Annotated in this window: 22 protein-coding genes; 12 read left to right on the top strand and 10 right to left on the bottom strand. The window is 59.8% G+C overall.

Annotated features, from left to right (window positions below; all coding sequences use genetic code 11):
• The first annotated feature begins 32 nt into the window (after positions 1 to 32).
• Positions 33 to 362: a hypothetical protein gene (locus tag BS626_RS18280; protein ID WP_139308765.1), complete on the top strand. Its 330-nt coding sequence runs from the start codon at positions 33 to 35 to the stop codon at positions 360 to 362.
• A gap of 149 nt (positions 363 to 511) precedes the next feature.
• Positions 512 to 895, top strand: a complete 384-nt coding sequence (gene ybjM, locus BS626_RS04660; protein ID WP_075181232.1) for an inner membrane protein YbjM — start codon at positions 512 to 514, stop codon at positions 893 to 895.
• A 34-nt stretch (positions 896 to 929) separates the two neighbouring features.
• Here ybjM and BS626_RS04655 read toward each other — a convergent pair whose 3' ends face one another.
• Positions 930 to 1,196 carry a GrxA family glutaredoxin gene (locus BS626_RS04655; RefSeq protein ID WP_075181231.1) on the bottom strand — a complete coding sequence of 89 codons (267 nt, stop codon included), beginning with the start codon at positions 1,194 to 1,196 and terminating at the stop codon, positions 930 to 932.
• A gap of 210 nt (positions 1,197 to 1,406) precedes the next feature.
• Here BS626_RS04655 and rimK point away from each other — a divergent pair, with 210 nt between their 5' ends.
• From rimK to rlmC, 8 genes are all read left to right on the top strand, one after another.
• Complete coding sequence (gene rimK / locus BS626_RS04650; RefSeq protein ID WP_075181230.1) at positions 1,407 to 2,309, top strand: 30S ribosomal protein S6--L-glutamate ligase; 903 nt, start codon at positions 1,407 to 1,409, stop codon at positions 2,307 to 2,309.
• Positions 2,310 to 2,391: 82 nt separating this feature from the next.
• Positions 2,392 to 2,871 carry a YbjN domain-containing protein gene (locus BS626_RS04645; protein ID WP_075181229.1) on the top strand — a complete coding sequence of 160 codons (480 nt, stop codon included), beginning with the start codon at positions 2,392 to 2,394 and terminating at the stop codon, positions 2,869 to 2,871.
• 359 nt (positions 2,872 to 3,230) lie between these two features.
• Entirely contained in the window at positions 3,231 to 4,340 is a 1,110-nt protein-coding gene (gene potF / locus BS626_RS04640) for a spermidine/putrescine ABC transporter substrate-binding protein PotF (protein WP_075181228.1), read from the top strand.
• An 88-nt stretch (positions 4,341 to 4,428) separates the two neighbouring features.
• Positions 4,429 to 5,604, top strand: coding sequence for a putrescine ABC transporter ATP-binding subunit PotG (gene potG / locus BS626_RS04635; RefSeq protein WP_371328482.1), 1,176 nt, complete (start codon positions 4,429 to 4,431; stop codon positions 5,602 to 5,604).
• 10 nt (positions 5,605 to 5,614) lie between these two features.
• The gene (potH, locus tag BS626_RS04630; protein ID WP_075181227.1) at positions 5,615 to 6,571 is read left to right on the top strand and encodes a putrescine ABC transporter permease PotH; all 957 of its coding nucleotides are present in this window, start codon (positions 5,615 to 5,617) and stop codon (positions 6,569 to 6,571) included.
• Positions 6,568 to 7,413, top strand: a complete 846-nt coding sequence (gene potI / locus BS626_RS04625) for a putrescine ABC transporter permease PotI (RefSeq protein ID WP_075181226.1) — start codon at positions 6,568 to 6,570, stop codon at positions 7,411 to 7,413. The genes potH and potI overlap by 4 nt, the downstream gene beginning before the upstream one ends.
• Positions 7,414 to 7,505: 92 nt before the next feature.
• Positions 7,506 to 7,988, top strand: a complete 483-nt coding sequence (locus BS626_RS04620; protein ID WP_075181225.1) for a YbjO family protein — start codon at positions 7,506 to 7,508, stop codon at positions 7,986 to 7,988.
• 52 nt (positions 7,989 to 8,040) lie between these two features.
• The gene (gene rlmC / locus BS626_RS04615; protein ID WP_075181224.1) at positions 8,041 to 9,198 is read left to right on the top strand and encodes a 23S rRNA (uracil(747)-C(5))-methyltransferase RlmC; all 1,158 of its coding nucleotides are present in this window, start codon (positions 8,041 to 8,043) and stop codon (positions 9,196 to 9,198) included.
• Positions 9,199 to 9,211: 13 nt separating this feature from the next.
• Here rlmC and BS626_RS04610 read toward each other — a convergent pair whose 3' ends face one another.
• From BS626_RS04610 to BS626_RS04585, 6 genes are all read right to left on the bottom strand, one after another.
• Positions 9,212 to 9,943, bottom strand: a complete 732-nt coding sequence (locus BS626_RS04610; RefSeq protein WP_075181223.1) for an arginine ABC transporter substrate-binding protein — start codon at positions 9,941 to 9,943, stop codon at positions 9,212 to 9,214.
• Between the two features lie 125 nt (positions 9,944 to 10,068).
• Positions 10,069 to 10,737, bottom strand: a complete 669-nt coding sequence (gene artM, locus BS626_RS04605; RefSeq protein WP_075181222.1) for an arginine ABC transporter permease ArtM — start codon at positions 10,735 to 10,737, stop codon at positions 10,069 to 10,071.
• Positions 10,737 to 11,453 (bottom strand): arginine ABC transporter permease ArtQ, encoded by a 717-nt coding sequence (gene artQ / locus BS626_RS04600; RefSeq protein WP_075181221.1) that lies wholly within the window; start codon positions 11,451 to 11,453, stop codon positions 10,737 to 10,739. Before artQ ends, artM begins: the two co-directional genes overlap by 1 nt.
• A 6-nt stretch (positions 11,454 to 11,459) precedes the next feature.
• On the bottom strand, positions 11,460 to 12,191 hold the full coding sequence (gene artJ, locus BS626_RS04595) for an arginine ABC transporter substrate-binding protein (RefSeq protein WP_075181220.1): 732 nt from the start codon (positions 12,189 to 12,191) through the stop codon (positions 11,460 to 11,462).
• A gap of 17 nt (positions 12,192 to 12,208) precedes the next feature.
• The gene (gene artP / locus BS626_RS04590; RefSeq protein WP_075181219.1) at positions 12,209 to 12,937 is read right to left on the bottom strand and encodes an arginine ABC transporter ATP-binding protein ArtP; all 729 of its coding nucleotides are present in this window, start codon (positions 12,935 to 12,937) and stop codon (positions 12,209 to 12,211) included.
• 214 nt (positions 12,938 to 13,151) lie between these two features.
• The gene (locus tag BS626_RS04585) at positions 13,152 to 13,685 is read right to left on the bottom strand and encodes a lipoprotein (protein WP_075181218.1); all 534 of its coding nucleotides are present in this window, start codon (positions 13,683 to 13,685) and stop codon (positions 13,152 to 13,154) included.
• 108 nt (positions 13,686 to 13,793) lie between these two features.
• Here BS626_RS04585 and BS626_RS04580 point away from each other — a divergent pair, with 108 nt between their 5' ends.
• Together BS626_RS04580 and BS626_RS04575 are read left to right on the top strand one after the other, a co-directional pair.
• The gene (locus BS626_RS04580; protein ID WP_075181217.1) at positions 13,794 to 14,117 is read left to right on the top strand and encodes a heavy metal-binding domain-containing protein; all 324 of its coding nucleotides are present in this window, start codon (positions 13,794 to 13,796) and stop codon (positions 14,115 to 14,117) included.
• A complete protein-coding gene (locus BS626_RS04575; RefSeq protein ID WP_075181216.1) occupies positions 14,117 to 14,935 on the top strand; it encodes an N-acetylmuramoyl-L-alanine amidase in 819 nt (272 codons plus the stop codon). The genes BS626_RS04580 and BS626_RS04575 overlap by 1 nt, the downstream gene beginning before the upstream one ends.
• Before the next feature lie 16 nt (positions 14,936 to 14,951).
• On the opposite strand, the gene ltaE is transcribed toward BS626_RS04575, so the two are convergent.
• The 3 genes from ltaE to poxB all read right to left on the bottom strand — a co-directional run bounded on the left by ltaE (position 14,952) and on the right by poxB (position 18,672).
• Positions 14,952 to 15,962 carry a low-specificity L-threonine aldolase gene (ltaE, locus tag BS626_RS04570; RefSeq protein ID WP_075181215.1) on the bottom strand — a complete coding sequence of 337 codons (1,011 nt, stop codon included), beginning with the start codon at positions 15,960 to 15,962 and terminating at the stop codon, positions 14,952 to 14,954.
• Between the two features lie 87 nt (positions 15,963 to 16,049).
• The gene (locus tag BS626_RS04565; protein ID WP_075181214.1) at positions 16,050 to 16,877 is read right to left on the bottom strand and encodes an MBL fold metallo-hydrolase; all 828 of its coding nucleotides are present in this window, start codon (positions 16,875 to 16,877) and stop codon (positions 16,050 to 16,052) included.
• A 73-nt stretch (positions 16,878 to 16,950) separates the two neighbouring features.
• Positions 16,951 to 18,672: a ubiquinone-dependent pyruvate dehydrogenase gene (gene poxB, locus BS626_RS04560; protein WP_075181213.1), complete on the bottom strand. Its 1,722-nt coding sequence runs from the start codon at positions 18,670 to 18,672 to the stop codon at positions 16,951 to 16,953.
• Between the last annotated feature and the right edge of the window lie 7 nt (positions 18,673 to 18,679).

Genomic DNA, 18,679 nt, shown 5'->3' with positions numbered 1-18,679 from the left:
TAAGGGGCCTGCGAGCAGTGTGGTGATGCAGAATGAATAAAACCTTAAGCCCGGCGGACAGGCGTAAAAAGAGTGTAAAAAGTGATGTCGGGGGGCTGACAGCGCCGGTTTTTTTTGTCAAAGTGCATGCGACCTTTCACCGGGCAGCAGACACAAGGCATAAAAAAACCCGCTTATTACACCTGACGGTGAACTCGCGGGCTCCTCAATTTGGGGATTTCAAAGAAAAGCAGTGGCACTTATTCAGACTCTGCTCCCCGGTGAAAGTTCGCCCGCCATCGATTTTTTTTTATATTTTTTTCTTCCCCGTCATGCCCGCCTCACGCCCGCAGCATTCTCGCCCGTTTTTAACGTTTCATTAACGTCTAACTGCTTGAATAAACGCTAAAAAAGGACTATCTTCGCCGTGGTCGGCAAGTCCTCAGCCTGTCTGCTCAACGGCTGGCACGGCCGCCGCTGTAGGGAGGAGAGCGATAACGCGTCCTCTGATTTCTTGCGATGGAGAAGCCTGATGCTGTTGCGTGGTGTGTCGTGGAATGCGCTGCTGGTTGGCACGCTGGTGTATGCCGCGGTGTTTATCGTGATTCGGCAATTTATGACGCTGCAAACTGACCCGGATTCGGTGATGCGCCTCGGACTGCTACTGTTTGCCCTGCCTGGCGCGGTGACCGCGCTGATGAGCCGTGAAAATCCGCTCACGCTGGCGCTGCTGGGTGCACTGCTGGCGACCCCGGTCTGCCTGGCTATCACCCACATGCCCTTTTTTTCAGCTCAGGGGTTCTGGCAAGAGATGGCGTGGCTGTCGAGCGCGATGTTCTGGTGTGTGATGGGGGCGTTGACCACCATGCTGTGGCGGGAACTGCTGTGGCTGCACCGGCAGCGTCAGCTGCGGTGAGTGCAGGGCGGGCGCTGCCCGCCCTGCACCCGTATCAGCTTTGCCAGAGACCGAGGTTGGCTTTCGCCCAGGCGGCGAATTCGGTGTAGCCACCGACGTGCTGTTCATCAACAAAAATCTGTGGAACGGTTTCCACCGGTTTGCCCACGGTTTTTTCCAGATCGGCTTTCGTGATGCCTTCGGCGTGAATATCGACGTAGCGATAGTTGAAGTCGTCGCGCTCGTGGGTCAGCTTGTCGGCCAGCTCTTTAGCCCGTACGCAGTAAGGGCATCCGGGACGGCCAAAAATGACGGTAAACATAGTCGCTCCTGCTGAGAGAGTAACGATATGTGATCGGGGTCACATATCAGGATAAAGTGCTGCCTATCATACCCGGGTCGGTGACGTTTTAAAAAAGGATTTGCCTGTTACTGCAATGATTCTGCCCTATGGTCGCCGCTGCTGGGCTGTGTCACAATCGCGGCAAACTGACGGGGTCACACCGCGTCGCAACCTGCCGTGGAGGTGTTGGTGAAGCTTGCGATTTTATCCCGCGATGGAACGCTCTACTCCTGCCGGCGCCTGTGCGAAGCGGCCACGGCGCGAGGCCATCGGGTTGATATTCTTGATCCGCTCTCCTGCTCTATGAATCTGCTCCCGGCGCAGCCCGATATCCACTATCGCGGTGCGCGGCTGGACCACTACGACGCGGTGATCCCGCGTATTGGTCAGGGCATCACCTTTTACGGCACGGCAGTACTGCGGCAGTTCGAGCTGCGCGGGAGCTATCCGCTAAACAGCTCGGTGGCTATCACCCGCGCGCGCGATAAGCTGCACGCGCTGCAGCTGCTGGCGCGCCAGGGGATTGATATGCCGATCACCGGTTTTGCCCACTCTCCGAATGATACGCATGACCTGATTGAGCGGGTGGGCGGTCCGCCGCTGGTGATCAAGCTGGTGGAAGGGGCGCAGGGGATCGGCGTGGTGCTGGCGGAGACGCGGCAGGCCGCCGGGAGCATGATTGATGCATTTTGCGGCCTCAACGCTCACATTCTGGTGCAGGAGTATATTCAGGAGGCGCAGGGGCGCGATATCCGCTGTCTGGTGATTGGCGATCGGGTGGTCGCGGCCATGGAGCGGCAGGCCAAAGTCGGAGATTTTCGCGCTAATCTGCATCGCGGCGGCTGCGCTCGCGCGGTGACGCTCAGCGAGCGCGAGCGCGAAATGGCCGTCAAGGCGGTGGCGACGCTCGGGCTGGAGGTCGCCGGGGTCGATCTCCTGCGCGCCAATCGTGGTCCGTTGGTCATGGAGGTGAATGCATCGCCGGGACTCGAAGGCATAGAGAAAACCACCGGTTTGAATATTGCCGATCGGATGATGGCGTGGGTAGAGACGCGTGCTCAGCCTGGCGAGGGCCTTCATAGCGGGGGCTGATCGCGCTATTTCGCGCTGAGTCGTGGTTTTTATGCCGTTTTTTACGTAAGCTATAGCGCAATTTATTGAGAGGTAGCGCACAATGGACTCACTCATCGTTCCGGATATCGACGTTTTACGTCGGTGGCTGGATATGCAAAGCATCACCTGGTTCGAGTGCGACTCCTGTCAGGCGCTTCATCTGCCGCATATGCAGAATTTTGACGGCGTTTTTGATGCTAAGATCGATCTGGTTGACGACGTCATACTGTTTTCCGCGCTGGCCGAGGTGAAACCGACCGCGCTGATCCCCCTGGTGGGTGATTTGTCGCAAATCAATGCCGGGTCGCTGACGGTGAAAGCCTTTGTCGATATTCAGGATGATAATTTGCCGAAACTGATTGTATGCCAGTCACTGTCGGTTAGCGCCGGTCTGACCTACGGCCAGTTCGCCCATTTTATGAAGCAGAGCGAAGATCAGATCTCCATGATTGTGATGGAAGCCTTTGCCAATAACCTGCTGATGCCCGGTGAAGAGGACGATCGTCCGCCGGTGACCGTTAGCCAGTCCCGTCTGCACTAAACCATGCCGCCTGAGCGGCATTTTTTTTGCTCCCGCCTCACCGGTTTTTATGCTGCGTTTTGCCGCCCGCCCCGCGATATTCATCGCCATTTATGTCGCATTTGGCATATCACATAGAAGAAACATGAATAAAAATTCGATAAAAGGCGTTTTTTACTCCGGGCACTAGCCCTGTGCCCCCGCTGCCGTTATGCTTGCCGGGAACAATGCGGCGCGCAATGCCCCCTCAGGTATTGCTTTTTTCTATTAACCTTAAGGGTGAATAGTCATTCATTGTGTCTCTGACGTTACTTTTTGCTGCGCTCCCCGGCGACCGGTGAGACGGCGTTTTGCATGACCCCTGCTCAGGAGGATGGAAAATGATCAGCCAACGTAAAAAATGGGTGTCGGCCGTGGTCGCGGGCGCACTGATGACAATGTCTGCCGGCGCGCAGGCGGAGCAAAAAACGCTGCATGTTTACAACTGGTCAGATTACATTGCGCCAGACACGGTACCCGAGTTTGAAAAACAGACCGGCGTTAACGTGGTGTATGACGTGTTTGACTCTAATGAAGTGCTGGAAGGCAAACTGATGGCCGGCAGCACCGGCTACGATGTGGTGGTGCCGTCTTCCAGCTTTCTCGCCCGCCAGCTGCAGTCTGGCGTATTCCAGCCGCTGGATAAAAGCAAACTGCCGAATTACAAAAACATGGATCCTGAACTGCTGAAGAAAGTCGCGCAGCACGATCCGGACAATAAATACGCCATCCCCTATTTATGGGCGACCACCGGCATCGGCTATAACGTCGAAAAAGTGAAGGCCGCGCTGGGTAAAGATGCCCCGGTGAACAGCTGGGATCTGGTACTGAAGCCGGAAAATCTCGAAAAACTGAAGAGCTGCGGCGTCTCCTTCCTTGATGCACCGGAAGAGATTTTCGCCACCGTGCTCAACTACCTTGGCAAAGATCCGAACAGCAGCGATGCCAAAGATTACTCCGGCGCCGCCACCGATCTGCTGCTGAAGCTGCGGCCAAATATCCGCTATTTCCACTCATCCCAGTACATCAACGATCTGGCCAACGGAAACACCTGCGTTGCTATCGGCTGGGCCGGTGACGTGCTGCAGGCGAAGAAACGCGCGGCAGAGGCGAAGAACGGCGTCAATATTGCCTATAGCATTCCCAAAGAGGGGGCGCTGGCGTTCTTTGACATGCTGGCCATTCCCAAAGATGCGAAAAACGTCGACGAAGCCTATCAGTTCCTGAATTATCTGATGGAGCCGAAGGTGATGGCGAACATCTCCAATACGGTGTTTTACGCCAGCGGCAATAAAGCCTCACTGCCGTTCGTTAACCCGGACGTACGCGAAAATCCGGGGATCTATCCGGGCCCGGACGCGCTGGCCAAACTGTTCGTGCTGAAAGTACAGGATCCTAAACTGGACCGCGTGCGCACGCGCGCCTGGACGAAAGTGAAAAGCGGTAAATAAACGCGGGTGCGTCAGCATTAACCCGATCGTCACAACAGAGGCTCACGTCTGGCCTCTGTTGTTGTCTTTTTTTGTCGCCGTAAGGCGAATGGACCCGCCTGGCGGCGTCCGCGCGTGGGAGAATATCAGTTTGAGCGACGTCACTTTCCGTCCCCCGAACAAACCGGCTAAAGCGATGACCCCGCTGCTGGAAATCCGTAACCTGACCAAATCCTTTGACGGCCAGCACGCGGTGGATGATGTCAGCCTGACCATCTACAAAGGCGAAATTTTTGCCCTGCTCGGCGCCTCCGGCTGCGGCAAATCGACGCTGCTGCGCATGCTGGCCGGTTTTGAAGCGCCGACGGCAGGGCAGATCCTGCTCGACGGCCAGGACCTCTCGCACGTCCCGCCCTACCAGCGGCCGATCAATATGATGTTTCAATCGTATGCGCTGTTTCCACACATGAGCGTGGAGCAGAACATCGCTTTCGGCCTGAAGCAGGACAATATGCCGAAGGCGGAGATTGCCAGTCGGGTCGCCGAAATGCTGGCGCTGGTACATATGCAGGAGTTTGCGAAACGCAAGCCGCACCAGCTGTCCGGCGGGCAGCGTCAGCGGGTAGCGCTGGCGCGCAGCCTTGCCAAGCGGCCCAAACTGCTGCTGCTGGATGAGCCGATGGGCGCGCTGGATAAGAAGCTGCGCGACCGGATGCAGCTGGAAGTGGTAGACATCCTCGAGCGCGTTGGTGCGACCTGCGTGATGGTGACCCACGACCAGGAGGAGGCGATGACCATGGCCGGACGTATCGCCATCATGAACCGCGGCAAGTTCGTGCAGATTGGCGAACCGGAAGAGATTTATGAGCATCCGACCAGCCGCTACAGCGCCGAATTCATCGGCTCAGTTAACGTGTTCGAAGGGCTGCTGCGCGAGCGTCAGGAGGATGGGCTGGTGATTGTCAGCCCGGGGCTGGTGCATCCGCTGAAGGTCGATTCCGATGCTTCGGTGGTGGACGGCGTTCCGGTGGCAGTGGCACTGCGACCGGAAAAAGTGATGCTTTGTGAGACGGAGCCCGCCGACGGCTTTAACGTTGCGGTGGGCGAGGTGGTTCACATCGCCTATCTTGGCGATCTGTCCATCTATCACGTCCGGCTAAAAAGCGGTCAGGTGATCAGCGCGCAGCTGCAAAACGCGTTTCGCTACCGTAAAGGGGCCCCAACCTGGGGCGATGAAGTCCGCCTGTGCTGGGACGCAGACAGCTGCGTCGTCCTGACGGTTTAAGAGGAAGAGCATGGCCATCTTACCCGAACGCGCCAGCGAGCCGCTACCGCGCGGCCGCCTGACAAGGCTGCTGACCCGCTTTCAGATGCGTCACGGACGCAAGCTGGTGATTGCGCTGCCCTATCTGTGGCTGACGCTGCTGTTTATGCTGCCGTTCCTGATCGTGTTGAAAATCAGCTTCGCGGAGATCGCGCGGGCCATCCCACCGTACAGCGATCTGCTGAGCTGGGCGGACGATCAGTTCAGCCTGGTCCTGAACCTCGGCAACTACTTCCAGCTCACTGACGATCCGCTCTACTTTGACGCCTACATGCAGTCGCTGAAGGTGGCGGCGATTTCCACGCTGATCTGCCTGGCTATCGGCTATCCGCTGGCGTGGGCGGTAGCGCACAGTCCGGCTTCGATACGTAATATACTGCTGTTGCTGGTGATTTTGCCCTCATGGACCTCGTTTCTGATTCGCGTCTATGCGTGGATGGGGCTGCTGAACAATAACGGCATCCTCAACCGCTTTTTGCTGTGGCTCGGGGTGATTGACCATCCGCTGGTGATCCTCTACACCAACTGGGCGGTGTATATCGGCATCGTTTACTGCTATCTGCCCTTTATGGTGCTGCCAATCTACACCGCGCTGACGCGCATTGATTACTCGCTGGTGGAGGCGTCACTGGATCTCGGAGCCCGTCCGCTGAAGACCTTTTTCAGCGTGATTGTGCCGCTTACCCGGGGCGGCATCATTGCCGGATCGATGCTGGTGTTTATTCCGGCGGTGGGAGAGTACGTGATCCCCGAGCTGCTGGGGGGGCCAGACAGCATCATGATCGGCCGGATCCTCTGGCAAGAGTTCTTCAATAACCGCGACTGGCCGGTAGCGTCTGCGCTGGCGGTGATCATTTTGCTGATTCTGATTGTGCCGATCATGTGGTTTCATAAGCATCAGAATAAAGAAATGGGGGGAACGCCATGAGTCAGCTCCCGGCGATCCGTTCGCCCTGGCGTATCGTGATCCTGACGCTCTGCTTTACCTTCCTGTATGCGCCAATGCTGCTGCTGGTGGTCTACTCGTTTAACAGCTCACCGCTGGTAACGGTATGGGAAAGCGTCTCTCTGCGCTGGTATCGGGTACTGTTTGCCGACGGCGCGATGATCAGCGCAGTCACCCTCAGCCTGACGGTTGCCGCGCTCAGCGCCAGCATGGCGGTGGTGCTCGGTACGCTGGCGGCGGTGATCATTGTGCGCTTCGGCTACTTTCGCGGCCAGAACGGTTTTGCTTTTATGCTCACCGCACCGCTGGTGATGCCGGACGTGATAACCGGCCTGTCGCTGCTGCTGCTGTTTGTCTCCATGGCGCACGCGATCGGCTGGCCGGCCGAACGCGGCATGTTGACCATCTGGCTGGCGCACGTCACGTTTTGTACTGCCTACGTGGCGGTGGTGATTAATGCTCGCCTGCGCGAACTGGATCGCTCCATTGAGGAGGCGGCCATGGATCTGGGCGCGACGCCGCTGAAGGTGTTTTTTGTGATCACCGTACCGATGATTGCCCCGGCGCTGGTTACCGGCTGGCTACTGGCGTTTACGCTGTCCCTTGACGATCTGGTGATTGCCAGCTTTGTCACCGGGCCGGGCGCCACCACGCTGCCGATGCAAATTTTTGCTACCGTGCGCCGCGGAGTTAATCCGGAGATCAATGCATTAGCCTCGCTGATCCTGTTTATTATCGGCGTGGTTGGCTTGATTGCCTGGCGGCTGATGGCCAGTGAGGAAAAGAAGCGGCTGCGCGATATTCAGCGCGCCCGACGCGGATAACACAACCGACGCGCGGCGGATGGCGCGCGTCGGGAATTACCCTCTATACTCAGTGAAATCAGGCCGATGTCTGCCACCGGTTATCGAGGCCCATGTCCGAATTGTTCAGAGTATCCCCGCCCGTGCGGCTGACCGCCGCTGATGTCCCCGTACCGGTGCGCATCGCCGGCATGGCGATTATTGTTACTCGCTGCCTGAGCGTACTGATGCTGGCTGCCGATCTCGGCTACGACGGCCTCGCGGATTTTGTCCACCGCAGCGCTCAGGCCTGGGACTCTACGCTGATTTTTATTGCCAGCCAGCTGCTGTTTTTTATTGAGCTACGCTGCGCCATACGGCTGATGCGCGGTGATAACCGCGGGCGCTGGGGTTATGTTATCAGCCAGCTGCTGGTGGTGACCTATCTGCTGCTGGCCTCACTGGGTTGGATTTATCCGGAGATCTTTAGCCTGCGCGGCGACACGCCCGCGGCGGTGATTCACGCCCTCTGTCTGCACAAACTTCCCGATTTTCTGGTGATCCTGCTGCTATTTTTGCCCGTCAGCAGCCGACAATTTTTTCAGGCAGGCCGCTGACTGGTGTACAATCGCCGCCCGCGTTTCCGACTTTCAGACAGACAGGCCAAACATGCATTGCGAGCTTTATGACGCCGGCCGCTGCCGCTCCTGCCAGTGGCTGCCCGATCCCTATCCGCAGCAAATCGCGAATAAAACCGCCCGGCTGCAACAGCTGCTGCCGCAGGTGGGCGTCGAGGCGTGGCGCCCGGCGGTGACCTCCGCAGAGCAGGGATTCCGTAATAAAGCCAAAATGGTGGTGAGCGGAAGCGTGGAGCGGCCGCTGCTGGGCATTCTGCAGCGTGACGGTAGCGCAATCGATTTGTGCGACTGTCCGCTCTATCCGGCCGGGTTTCAACCGCTGTTTGCGACGCTCAAACCGTTTATTGCCCGCGCCGGCCTGACGCCTTACAACGTGGCCAGGCGACGCGGCGAGCTGAAGTTTCTGCTGCTGACCGAGAATAGCGACGGCGAAGTGATGCTGCGCTTCGTGCTGCGTTCGCACGCAAAGCTTTCCGCGCTCCGGGCGGCGCTGCCGTGGCTGCAGGCGCAGCTGCCGCAGCTGCGGGTGATCACGGCGAACATCCAGCCGGTGCCGATGGCTATCCTTGAAGGGGAGGAGGAGATCTTTCTCAGCGTGGAGCAGACGCTAGCGGTGCGGCTTAACGATGTGCCGCTGTGGCTGCGGCCTAAAAGTTTCTTTCAAACTAATCCGGGGGTGGCGGCCAAACTCTATGCCACGGCGCGTGAGTGGGTAGCGTCGCTGCCGGTGCAGCACATGTGGGATCTGTTTTGTGGCGTGGGCGGTTTCGGCCTGCACTGCGCCACGCCGGAAATGCATCTGACCGGGATTGAAATCAGCCCCGACGCGATAGCCTGCGCGACCCGCTCCGCGCAGCAGATGGGGCTGGAGAGCGTCGCTTTTGCCGCACTGGATTCGACCCGCTTTGCCGCCGGCGCCGCCGGGGTGCCGGATTTGGTGCTGGTCAATCCGCCCCGTCGCGGTATCGGCGAGGCGCTGTGTGACTTTCTTAGCGAGATGGCGCCGCGCTGGCTGCTTTACTCCAGCTGCAACCCGCAGACGCTGGCGGCGGATGTCGCCCGGCTGTCCGGCTATCGTATTGTGCGCATCCAGCTGTTTGATATGTTTCCCCACACCGCACACGCTGAAGTACTGGTGCTGCTGGTGCGGGAAGCGGCGGCGGAGGACACGCCGGCCGTCGACGCCTGACCGCGGCTGCCCGTTACTGCGGGAACCATTTATCGTTAATGGCCTGCCAGGTGCCGTTGGCCTTCAGGGTCGCCAGCGCCGTATTGATCTTCTCCAGCAGCGCGGTGTTATCCGGACGAACCGCGATGCCCAGTCCGCTGCCGAAGTACTGCGCATCGGTGATGGGCTCGCCGACCGTCGCGAGGCCAGGCTGGCTTTTCAGCCACTCATTAACCGCGGCGGTGTCGCCGAAGACGCCATCGAGGCGGTTATTTTTCAGATCCAGAATCGCATTTTGATAGCTGTCGTAGGCCACGGTGGTCACTTCCGGATGCTTATCCTGCATATATTTCTGGTGCGTGGAGCCATTTTCCATCCCAATGCGCTTACCCTTCAGCTGATCTACGCGGGTGAATTTGCCTTTTTGCGCGATAACCACCGCCGAATTGGCATAATAGGGCTGACTGAACGCCACCTGCTTGCTGCGCGCCGGGGTGATATCCATACCGGAAATCACCGCGTCATAGCGGCGAAATTTCAGTGCCGGGATCAGGCTGTCAAACGGGTTATTGGTGAACGTGCACTGAACCTGCATCTCCTCGCACAGCGCTTTTGCCAGGTCAATATCAAAGCCGACGATCTGATTATTCCCGTCCAGCGATTCAAACGGAGGATAGGTAGCGGAGGCGGCAAAACGCACGGTATCGGCCGCGGCGCCGCTAAAGGTAACCGCGGCCAGCAGGCCGGCGAGGATGATTTTTTTCATAAGAAAGCTCCCTGTTGACGGATTCCACCCGCGACGGATGGTGAGGCGTATCCTGCCATTAAGTGAATTTTTATGCAATATTAATGTCTATTTAAGCGGGCCGCGAAATGCGGCCCGGGAGCAGGCTAGCGGCGGCGTTCAAAGGCCAGCGCGCGACGTTCGATCAGGCGCATCAGCAGGGTCAAAACGGCGTTGACGCAGAGATAGATTATCCCCGCCGCCACGTATACCGTGACGTCATAGGTGCGTCCGTACAGCTGCTGGCTGTAGCCCATGACTTCCATCAGGGTAATGGTGTAGGCCAGCGAGGTGCTTTTAAACACCAGCACCACCTCATTGGAGTAGGAGGAGAGGGCACGTTTAAAGGCAAACGGCAGCAGGATGCGCAGCGTCTGACGCCGGTTCATCCCCAGCGCCGCGCAGGATTGCCACTGACCGGCCGGAATGGCGCGCACCGCGCCGTGAAACAGCAGCGTGGTGTAGGCGGCACTGTTCAGCGACAGCGCCAGCAGCGCGCAGAGCCAGGGCTGCGAGAGCAGATGCCACAGCCACGGCAGCGTTTGGATCGCGGGAAACTGCCCCGGACCGTAGTAAATGAGGAAAATTTGCACCAGCAGCGGCGTGCCGGTAAACAGCGTGATATAGCCGCGTACCAGCGGAGCAAGTACCGGCACCCTGAGCGTCAGCAGCGCGGTAAACAGCAGCGCCAGCAGCAGGGCCAGCAGCAGAGCGCAGCCGGTCAGGCTCAGGCTGGTCGGCAGCCCGTTTGCAATGTCAGCAAGGTAATCGCGCATTAGCCATTGCTCCGTTCAAAACGCGTGGCGCGCATATCGATGCGTTTCAGGATGTACTGGCTCAGCAGCGTAATCAGCAGATAAATCGCCGCCGCCACCGTGTACCAGGTAAAAGGTTCCTGGGTGCGGGTGGCAATGCTTTTCGTTTGCAGCATCAGATCGTTAACGCTTATCAGCGACACCAGCGCGGTATCTTTCAGCAGGACCAGCCACTGATTCCCCAGGCCGGGCAGGGCGTGTCGCCACATCTGTGGCAGAATCAGACGCAGAAAGATTGCCCGTTTTTTCATGCCCAGCGCCTGCCCCGACTCCCACTGCCCCGTCGGTACGGCTTTCAGCGCGCCGCGCAGGGTTTGTGAGGCATACGAGGCGTAAAGTACCGCCAGCGCAATCACCCCGCACAAGAACGGGCTAACGTCAAAGTTCTCAATTGGCAGCTGAATCAGCAGCTGGGTGATGCCGAGATTCACGGTAACGCCATCGGCCAGCGTGAGCAGCAGCTGCGAGGCGCCGAAGTAAACAAACAGCACCACCAGAATTTCCGGCAGGCCGCGAAACAGCGTGACCAGCGCGGTGCCGCACCAGGCCACGGGGCGCAGCCGCGCCGATTCCCAGGCGGCAAACAGCATCGCCAGCGCCAGGCCGGCGATCAGGGCACAAACGGCCAGGCCGACGGTCATCCCGGCGGCGCTGGCAAGCGATATCAACTCATTCATGAAGGCTTACTGCTGGAACCATTTGTCGTAGAGGGTTTTGTAAGTCCCGTTTGCTTTCACCTTCTCCAGTGCGGCATTAAACTGGCTCTGCAGATCGGTGTTGCCCTGGCGCACGGCGATACCCAGCCCGGTACCAAAATAGGCTTTATCCGTCACCTTATCGCCAACGGCCGCCAGGTTGGCGTTCTTTTTCAGCCACTCATTGACCACTGCCGTGTCGCCAAATACCGCATCAATACGGCCATTTTTCAGATCGAGAATGGCGTTCTGGTAGCTGTCATACGGCACCACGGTGATCCCGCTCTGTTTGTCGCTGAGGTATTTCTGATGGGTGGTACCGTTCTGGACGCCCACGCGCTTCCCCTGTAGGGCGGCCACGTCGGCAACGTTGCCTTTCTGGGCAATGAACAGCGCGGAGTTTTCATAGTAGGGCTGAGTGAACAGCACCTGCTTTTCACGCTCCGGAGTGATGTCCATCCCGGCCATCACCGCGTCAAAGCGGCGAAACTTCAGGCTCGGAATCAGGCTGTCAAAGGCCTGATTAGTAAAGGTGCAGGTGGCATCCATCTCTTTACACAGCGCGTTGGCCAGATCGACATCAAATCCCTGGATCTGGTTGTTTGCATCGACAAACTCAAACGGCGGATAGGAAGCCTCAGTGGCAAAACGAAGGGTCTGGGCAGCGCTGGCGCTCAGGCTGAGACCGGCTATCAGTGCGGCAAGTACAATCTTTTTCATCTGAGTTATGTCCTGCGTTAGTGCGAGAGATAGTGAGCAAACGCGTCGGTTTGCGGCTGAGTAAAGCGGCTGGCGTCGCCCTGTTCGATGATCTGCCCGTTCTCCATGTACACGACCCGGCTGGCCGTTTTGCGCGCCACTTCCACTTCGTGGGTGACGATCACCTGGGTAATCTGGGTCTGCGCCAGCTCGCGGATAATGCTGACGATCTGCGCGGTGATCTCCGGATCCAGCGCGGCGGTAGGCTCATCAAACAGCAGCACCTGTGGCTCCATCATCAGGGCGCGGGCAATGGCGACGCGCTGCTGCTGACCGCCCGACAGGTGCAGCGGATAGCGATCGGCGTGCGGGGTGAGCCGCAGCCGTTCCAGCAGCTTATCGGCGCGGGCGTGCGCCCGATCTTTGCTCAGGCCCAGCACCCGACAGGGCGCTTCGATCAGGTTTTGCCGGACGCTGAGGTGCGGCCACAGATTGTATTGTTGAAAAACCATGCCGACGTTCTGGCGCAGGGCACGTATCGCCTCTTCGGCCGGCGGGCGGCTAAAGTCAAACTGGCTACCGGCAATGCTCAGGGTGCCGGAACGCGGCATTTCCAGCAGGTTCAACACGCGCAGCAGGGAGCTCTTACCGGCACCGCTTGGACCAAGCAGCACCAGCGTTTCGCCCTGCGGGCAGGCCAGCTGGATATCGAACAGCGCCTGCTGCGCGCCGTAGAAGCAGTTGATTCCGTTAAGTTGAATACTCATGCGCAAAAAATGAATAGCAATTGATGCCGCGAATCTTAACGTCGACAGAATAGTTATGCAATCTCGACGCGTTAAAATTTATTATTGGGCAAAGGATAACGTCCAGGATAGCACAAAATCGCGTTCGACAGGCGGGCTGGCGGGGGATTATGGTGGTTTTTTGCCAATTTTGCGAGATGACGCGCATCCGTGTGCGGGCGCGCGTCATCCATGATTATTTTTCCAGCGTCTGAATCAGGGTGCCGGTCCGGGTCTGCGGCCCATCGCTCAGATAGCGAATGTCATCAACAACCCAGCAGTTCCCCTCGTGAATCATCAGCACCTCGTCCTGCCATACCACGTTGTCACGGCTCAGATCGACCCGCAGTGGGATATTCCGCGCGTCGCGATTGGGGATGGTTGAGGCGTCGGCCACGCTGGCGCGGGCGCCGCGCGCCGGCTGGCTGGAAAACAGATCGCGCTGCGCCAGCGCGGCGGCGGTGCCCGGCTCGCTGCGTGCTTTCTGCAAATGGGTGTAGAGTTTATCGCTCAACAAGGGGCGGTAGCGGGCAAGCGTGACGCTGTCCGGCAGGCCCGTCTGCGGCTGCTGCAGGCGCAGATCATAAAAGGCCTGCGCGACGCTATCCGGGCCGCCTTCGGTACAGCTGCCGATGCGCGGTCCATTGTCCTTATAAACCGGTTGCACGGTGGTACAGGCGCTCAGCAGTAGCGTGAGGGGGAGCAGAGCGGCAAGCGCACGTGATTTCATCTTTATTTCCTTATGACTGTGGGGATGAGCAATTTTTAGCATAAAGTAAAGCACAGCCGCGTGCTTTAGCGAGTCGTGACTTAAATGAAACAATTAACAGGAGCAGCCATGAAATTATCCACGACACCGACGCTGGAAGGCCACACCATTACGGCATATTGCGGCGTAGTTACCGGTGAAGCGATTCTGGGCGCCAATATTTTTCGCGATTTTTTCGCCGGTATCCGCGACATTGTCGGTGGCCGATCCGGTGCCTACGAGAAAGAGTTGCGTCGCGCCCGCGAGGTCGCGTTCGCCGAGCTGACGGCGCAGGCCGCGGCGCTCGGAGCCGATGCGGTGGTGGGCATCGACATTGATTATGAAACCGTGGGGAAAGACAGCACCATGCTGATGGTCAGCGTCAGCGGCACCGCGGTGAAGTTGAGTCGCTGATGCGCCAGTGGGTTGGGTTACTGGCGCTGCTGCTGGTCGGCTGCAGTTCACCGGGGCTGGAGCAGCGCCCCGGCTATGTTGCCGATGGCCGCCACCCGGCGCCGGGTGCGCGGCCGCGAATCAAAGCGGTCGTCATTCACTACACCGCAGAGGATTATCCCACGTCGCTGGCGACCCTGCGCGGCAGCGAGGTCAGCGTTCACTATCTGCTGCCCGCCCATCCTGCCTGGCGCAATCCGACGATCGTGCAGCTGGTACCGGAAGCGCAGCTGGCGTGGCACGCCGGGCCGAGCTTCTGGCGCGGTGCCAGCCGCCTGAACGATACGTCCATCGGCATTGAGCTGGTTAATCCCGGGTATACCCGCACGCTGAGCGGCCTGCGCTGGGCAGCGTTTCCCCCCGAGCAGATAGCGGCGCTGCAGGCGCTTCTGCGGGATATTGTGCAGCGCTATGGCATTCCCCCGGAAAATATCGTCGGTCACAGCGATATTGCGCCGCAGCGTAAACAGGATCCCGGTCCGCGGTTTCCGTGGGTGGCGCTGGCCCGGGCAGGACTGGGCGCCTGGCCGGATGCCGGGCAGGTACGCGCCCGGCTGGGCGATCGGCCGGCGCGCTCCCCGGTCCAACCCGCGGCGCTGTTGGCGGTGCTGGCGCGCTATGGTTATGAGGTGCCGCCGGACATGACGGTAGAGCAGCAGCGTCGGGTGATTGCGGCGTTCCAGATGCACTTTCGTCCGGCGGACACCCGCGGCCTGGCGGATGCTGAGACGCTGGCTATCGCCGAGGCGCTGGTGGCCCAGTACGGCGCCGCGCTCTGAAAAACCGCGCGCGGACTCAGGCGCGGTGCGTGCGTAAAAACGCCGCCCACTCGGCGACCAGCCGCTCCAGCTGGGGCCGACTGACGTCGAGGTGGGTCACCAGTCGGGTGATTGCCGCCACCGACACGCGGATGTCCCGCGTGGCGAACCACGCCGCCAGCGGAGCAATCTGCTCCTCCGGCACCGCAATAAACACCATGTTGGTGTCCTGCCGACGCACCGCCACGCCAATCTCCCGCAGCGCCGAGGCCAGCCACGCGGCGTTAGCGTGATCGTCAGCCAGACGCGCCACATGATGCTGCAGCGCATAGCGTCCCGCCGCGGCTAAAATGCCCGCCTGGCGCATACCGCCGCCGGTCATTTTACGCCAGCGCCGCGCCTGCTGAATCATTGGCGCACTGCCGCACAGCAGCGATCCGATCGGGGCGCCCAGCCCTTTTGACAGGCAAATGGTCAGGCTGTCGCAGTAGCGGGCCAGCGCCGCCAGCGAGGTGTTTTGCGCCACCACCGCATTGAAGATGCGTGCCCCGTCAATATGCAGCGCCAGCCCGCGTTCGCGGGTGAAGTGCCAGGCTTCAACCAGATAAGCCGTCGGCAGTACTTTCCCGTTGTGGGTGTTTTCCAGACTCAGCAAGCGGGTGCGGGCGAAGTGGGCATCATCGGGTTTAATGAACGCGGCCACCTGGTCTAGCGGCAGGGTGCCGTCGCCGGCGGCGAGGATCGGCTGCGGCTGGATACTGCCAAGCACCGCCGCGCCGCCCGCTTCATATTTATAGTTATGCGCCAGCTGGCCCACGATGTATTCGTCCCCGCGCTGGCAGTGGCACAGCAGCGCCACCAGGTTGGCCTGCGTCCCGGTCGGTAAAAAAAGCGCCGCCGCTTTGCCGCTGAGCCGCGCGGCGTCGGCCTCCAGCGCATTCACGGTCGGATCGTCACCGTAGACGTCATCGCCGGTTTCGGCCGCCATCATCGCTGCCAGCATCGCCGCCGACGGGCGGGTAACGGTATCACTGCGTACATCAATCATGTCCGTACTCCTGTAAGAATAACGCGAGCGCCGCGCCGTGCGCCCGATGTGAATACTGCGTTTCGGTAGCGATCAGGCCGGCGGGCATCAGCAATACTGCCAGGTGAAACCGTCGCCTGCGCGGGTAACCCTACCCGCCGAGCTGCCAGCGAAGTGGGCGCTGCACCACAGGGCCTGATGATCGGCGGCCCAGTTCAGCGCCCAACGGCGCTGCGCTTCGGCCTGCTCCGCATCTTCGCAAAAGCAGGATGCCAGCTGGGGCTGGCTGACCTGCAGCGCATTGTGCATCAGATCGCCGGTAAACAGCGCATACTCGCCTGCGCTGTGCAGAATGATGGCGGTGTGATCTGGCGTGTGGCCCGGGGTGGGCACTACCCGCAGCAGGTCGGCAAATACCGGCTGCTGCTCGGGATGCATTGTTTCCAGCAGGCCGGCATCGATCAGCGGCGTGAGGCTGTCGGCCATCATGGCCTGGCGGGTCGGATCGCGCTGCCAGCGCGCCAGTCCTTTTTCCGGGCAGACATAGCGCGCCCGCGGAAACAGCGGCTGCCACTGCCCGTTGACCCAATGGGTATTCCAGCCGATATGATCACCGTGCAGATGGGTCATCAGCACCCAGTCCACGCGATGGGGATCGACTCCGGCGTCTTGCAGATGGCGGAGCCAGTCGGTGTTTAGCTGGTGAAACATCGGCGCGTGGGGGCGCTCGCGGCCATTACCGTTGGCGGTATCGATTACCAGGGTGTGCTGCGGCGTGCGCACCACCCAGCTGTGCACCGAGAGCGTAATCTGTTCAGGCGTGTCGGCGGGCAGGGGAGAGTGTGGCCAGAGCGTTGCCGCGGGAAACGGAACGTCGATCTCTGGGATTTTAATCACCTCACACTGCCCAACGGTAAAACGCTGTACGTCAGTCATACGGCGGTCTCGACGTGGAGAAAAAATGGACAAAAAAACGGGCGCTGCCGCGCCCGCTTGTTGAACAGTGAAGTTACCGTAGCCAGTTAGTTTTTGCCAGCTCGACCACTTCGTCGCCGCGCCCGTTGATGATCGCCCGTAGCATATACAGGCTGAAGCCTTTTGCCTGCTCGGCTTTGATGGTTGGCGGCATCGCCAGTTCATCGGTGGCGGTAATGGCATCGATCACCACCGGCCCGTCGTGGGCGAAGGCCTGCGTCAGAGCATCGTTGACCGCCGAAGCTTTTTCTACCCGGATACCTTTAATGCCACAGGCTTCCGCAATGGCGGCAAAATCCGGATTGTCCAGTTCGGTGCCGTCGGTGAGGTAGCCACCGGCCTTCATCTCCATGGCGACAAAGCCCAGCACGCTGTTATTAAAAATCACAATTTTTACCGGCAGATTAAGCTGCTTGAGCGAAATCAGATCGCCCATCAGCATGCTAAAGCCACCGTCGCCGCACAGCGCGACCACCTGGCGCTGCGGTTCGGCCGCCTGGGCCCCGATGGCCTGCGGCATGGCGTTGGCCATGGAGCCGTGGCTGAACGATCCAAGCAGCCGCCGCTGACCATTCATCCGCAGATAGCGCGCCGCCCAAACGGTCGGCGTGCCGACGTCGCAGGTAAAGATGGCGTCGGGACTGGCCAGTGCGCTGATCTGCTGCGCGAGGTATTGCGGGTGAATGGCCTGCTCGTCATTCGCCGTGGCCAGGTCATCCAGTTCACGGCGGGCGTCGGCGTAATGTTTCAGCGCCTTGTCCAGGAAACCGCGATCGGCTTTGCTGGACAGCTGCGGCAGCAGTGCGCGCAGGGTGGTTTTGATATCCCCCTGCAGCGCCATGTCAACGTGGCTATGGGCACCGAGGCTGGCGGGATTAATATCGATTTGGATGATGCGGGCTTTTTCCGGATAGAACGCCCGGTAAGGAAACTGCGTCCCCAGCAGCACTACGGTGTCCGCATTCATCATGGCGTGATAGCCGGAGGAGAATCCGATAAGCCCGGTCATGCCGACGTCATAGGGATTGTCCCACTCCACGTGCTCCTTGCCGCGCAGGGCGTGGACAATCGGCGATTTCAGCGCCTCCGCCAGCGCCAGCAGCTCTTCGTGTGCACCGGCACAGCCGCTGCCGCACAGCAGTGTAATGTTGTTGGCCTCATTCAGCACCGCGGCCAGTTTTTGCACTTCGCTGGCTTCCGGGACCATGTGCGGCCGCTGCGGCGGATACCAGGCTGGTGAGGCACTCTCCGGCGCCGCCTGGAGTGCGATATCGCCAGGCAGCACCACCACCGAAACGCCGCGATTCAGGATCGCCTTGCGCATCGCAATACCCAGCACCTGCGGTAGCTGCTCAGCGTTGGAAACCAGCTCACAGTAATGGCTGCACTCGCGAAACAGCTCCTGCGGATGGGTCTCCTGAAAATAGCCGGTGCCAATCTCGCTGGAGGGGATATGCGCAGCGATAGCCAGCACCGGCATGTGGTTACGGTGGCAGTCAAACAAACCGTTAATCAGATGCAGGTTGCCCGGTCCGCAGGAGCCGGCACAGACCGCCAGCTCGCCGGTGACGTGCGCTTCGGCGCCGGCGGCAAAGGCCGCCACCTCTTCATGACGGGTGGGCATCCACTGGATTGTGCCCATGCGGTTCAGGCTGTCGCTGAGTCCGTTGAGTGAATCACCGGTGACGCCCCAAATACGTTTAACGCCGGCGCTCTCCAGCGTACTGGCCAGCAATGCTGCGACGGTCTGTTTCATAACTGCT

Source organism: Pantoea sp. 1.19 (genome assembly GCF_001922585.1).
In the GTDB taxonomy this organism is placed as follows: Bacteria; Pseudomonadota; Gammaproteobacteria; order Enterobacterales; family Enterobacteriaceae; genus 1-19.
This window is presented reverse-complemented; position numbering and strand designations above follow the sequence as displayed.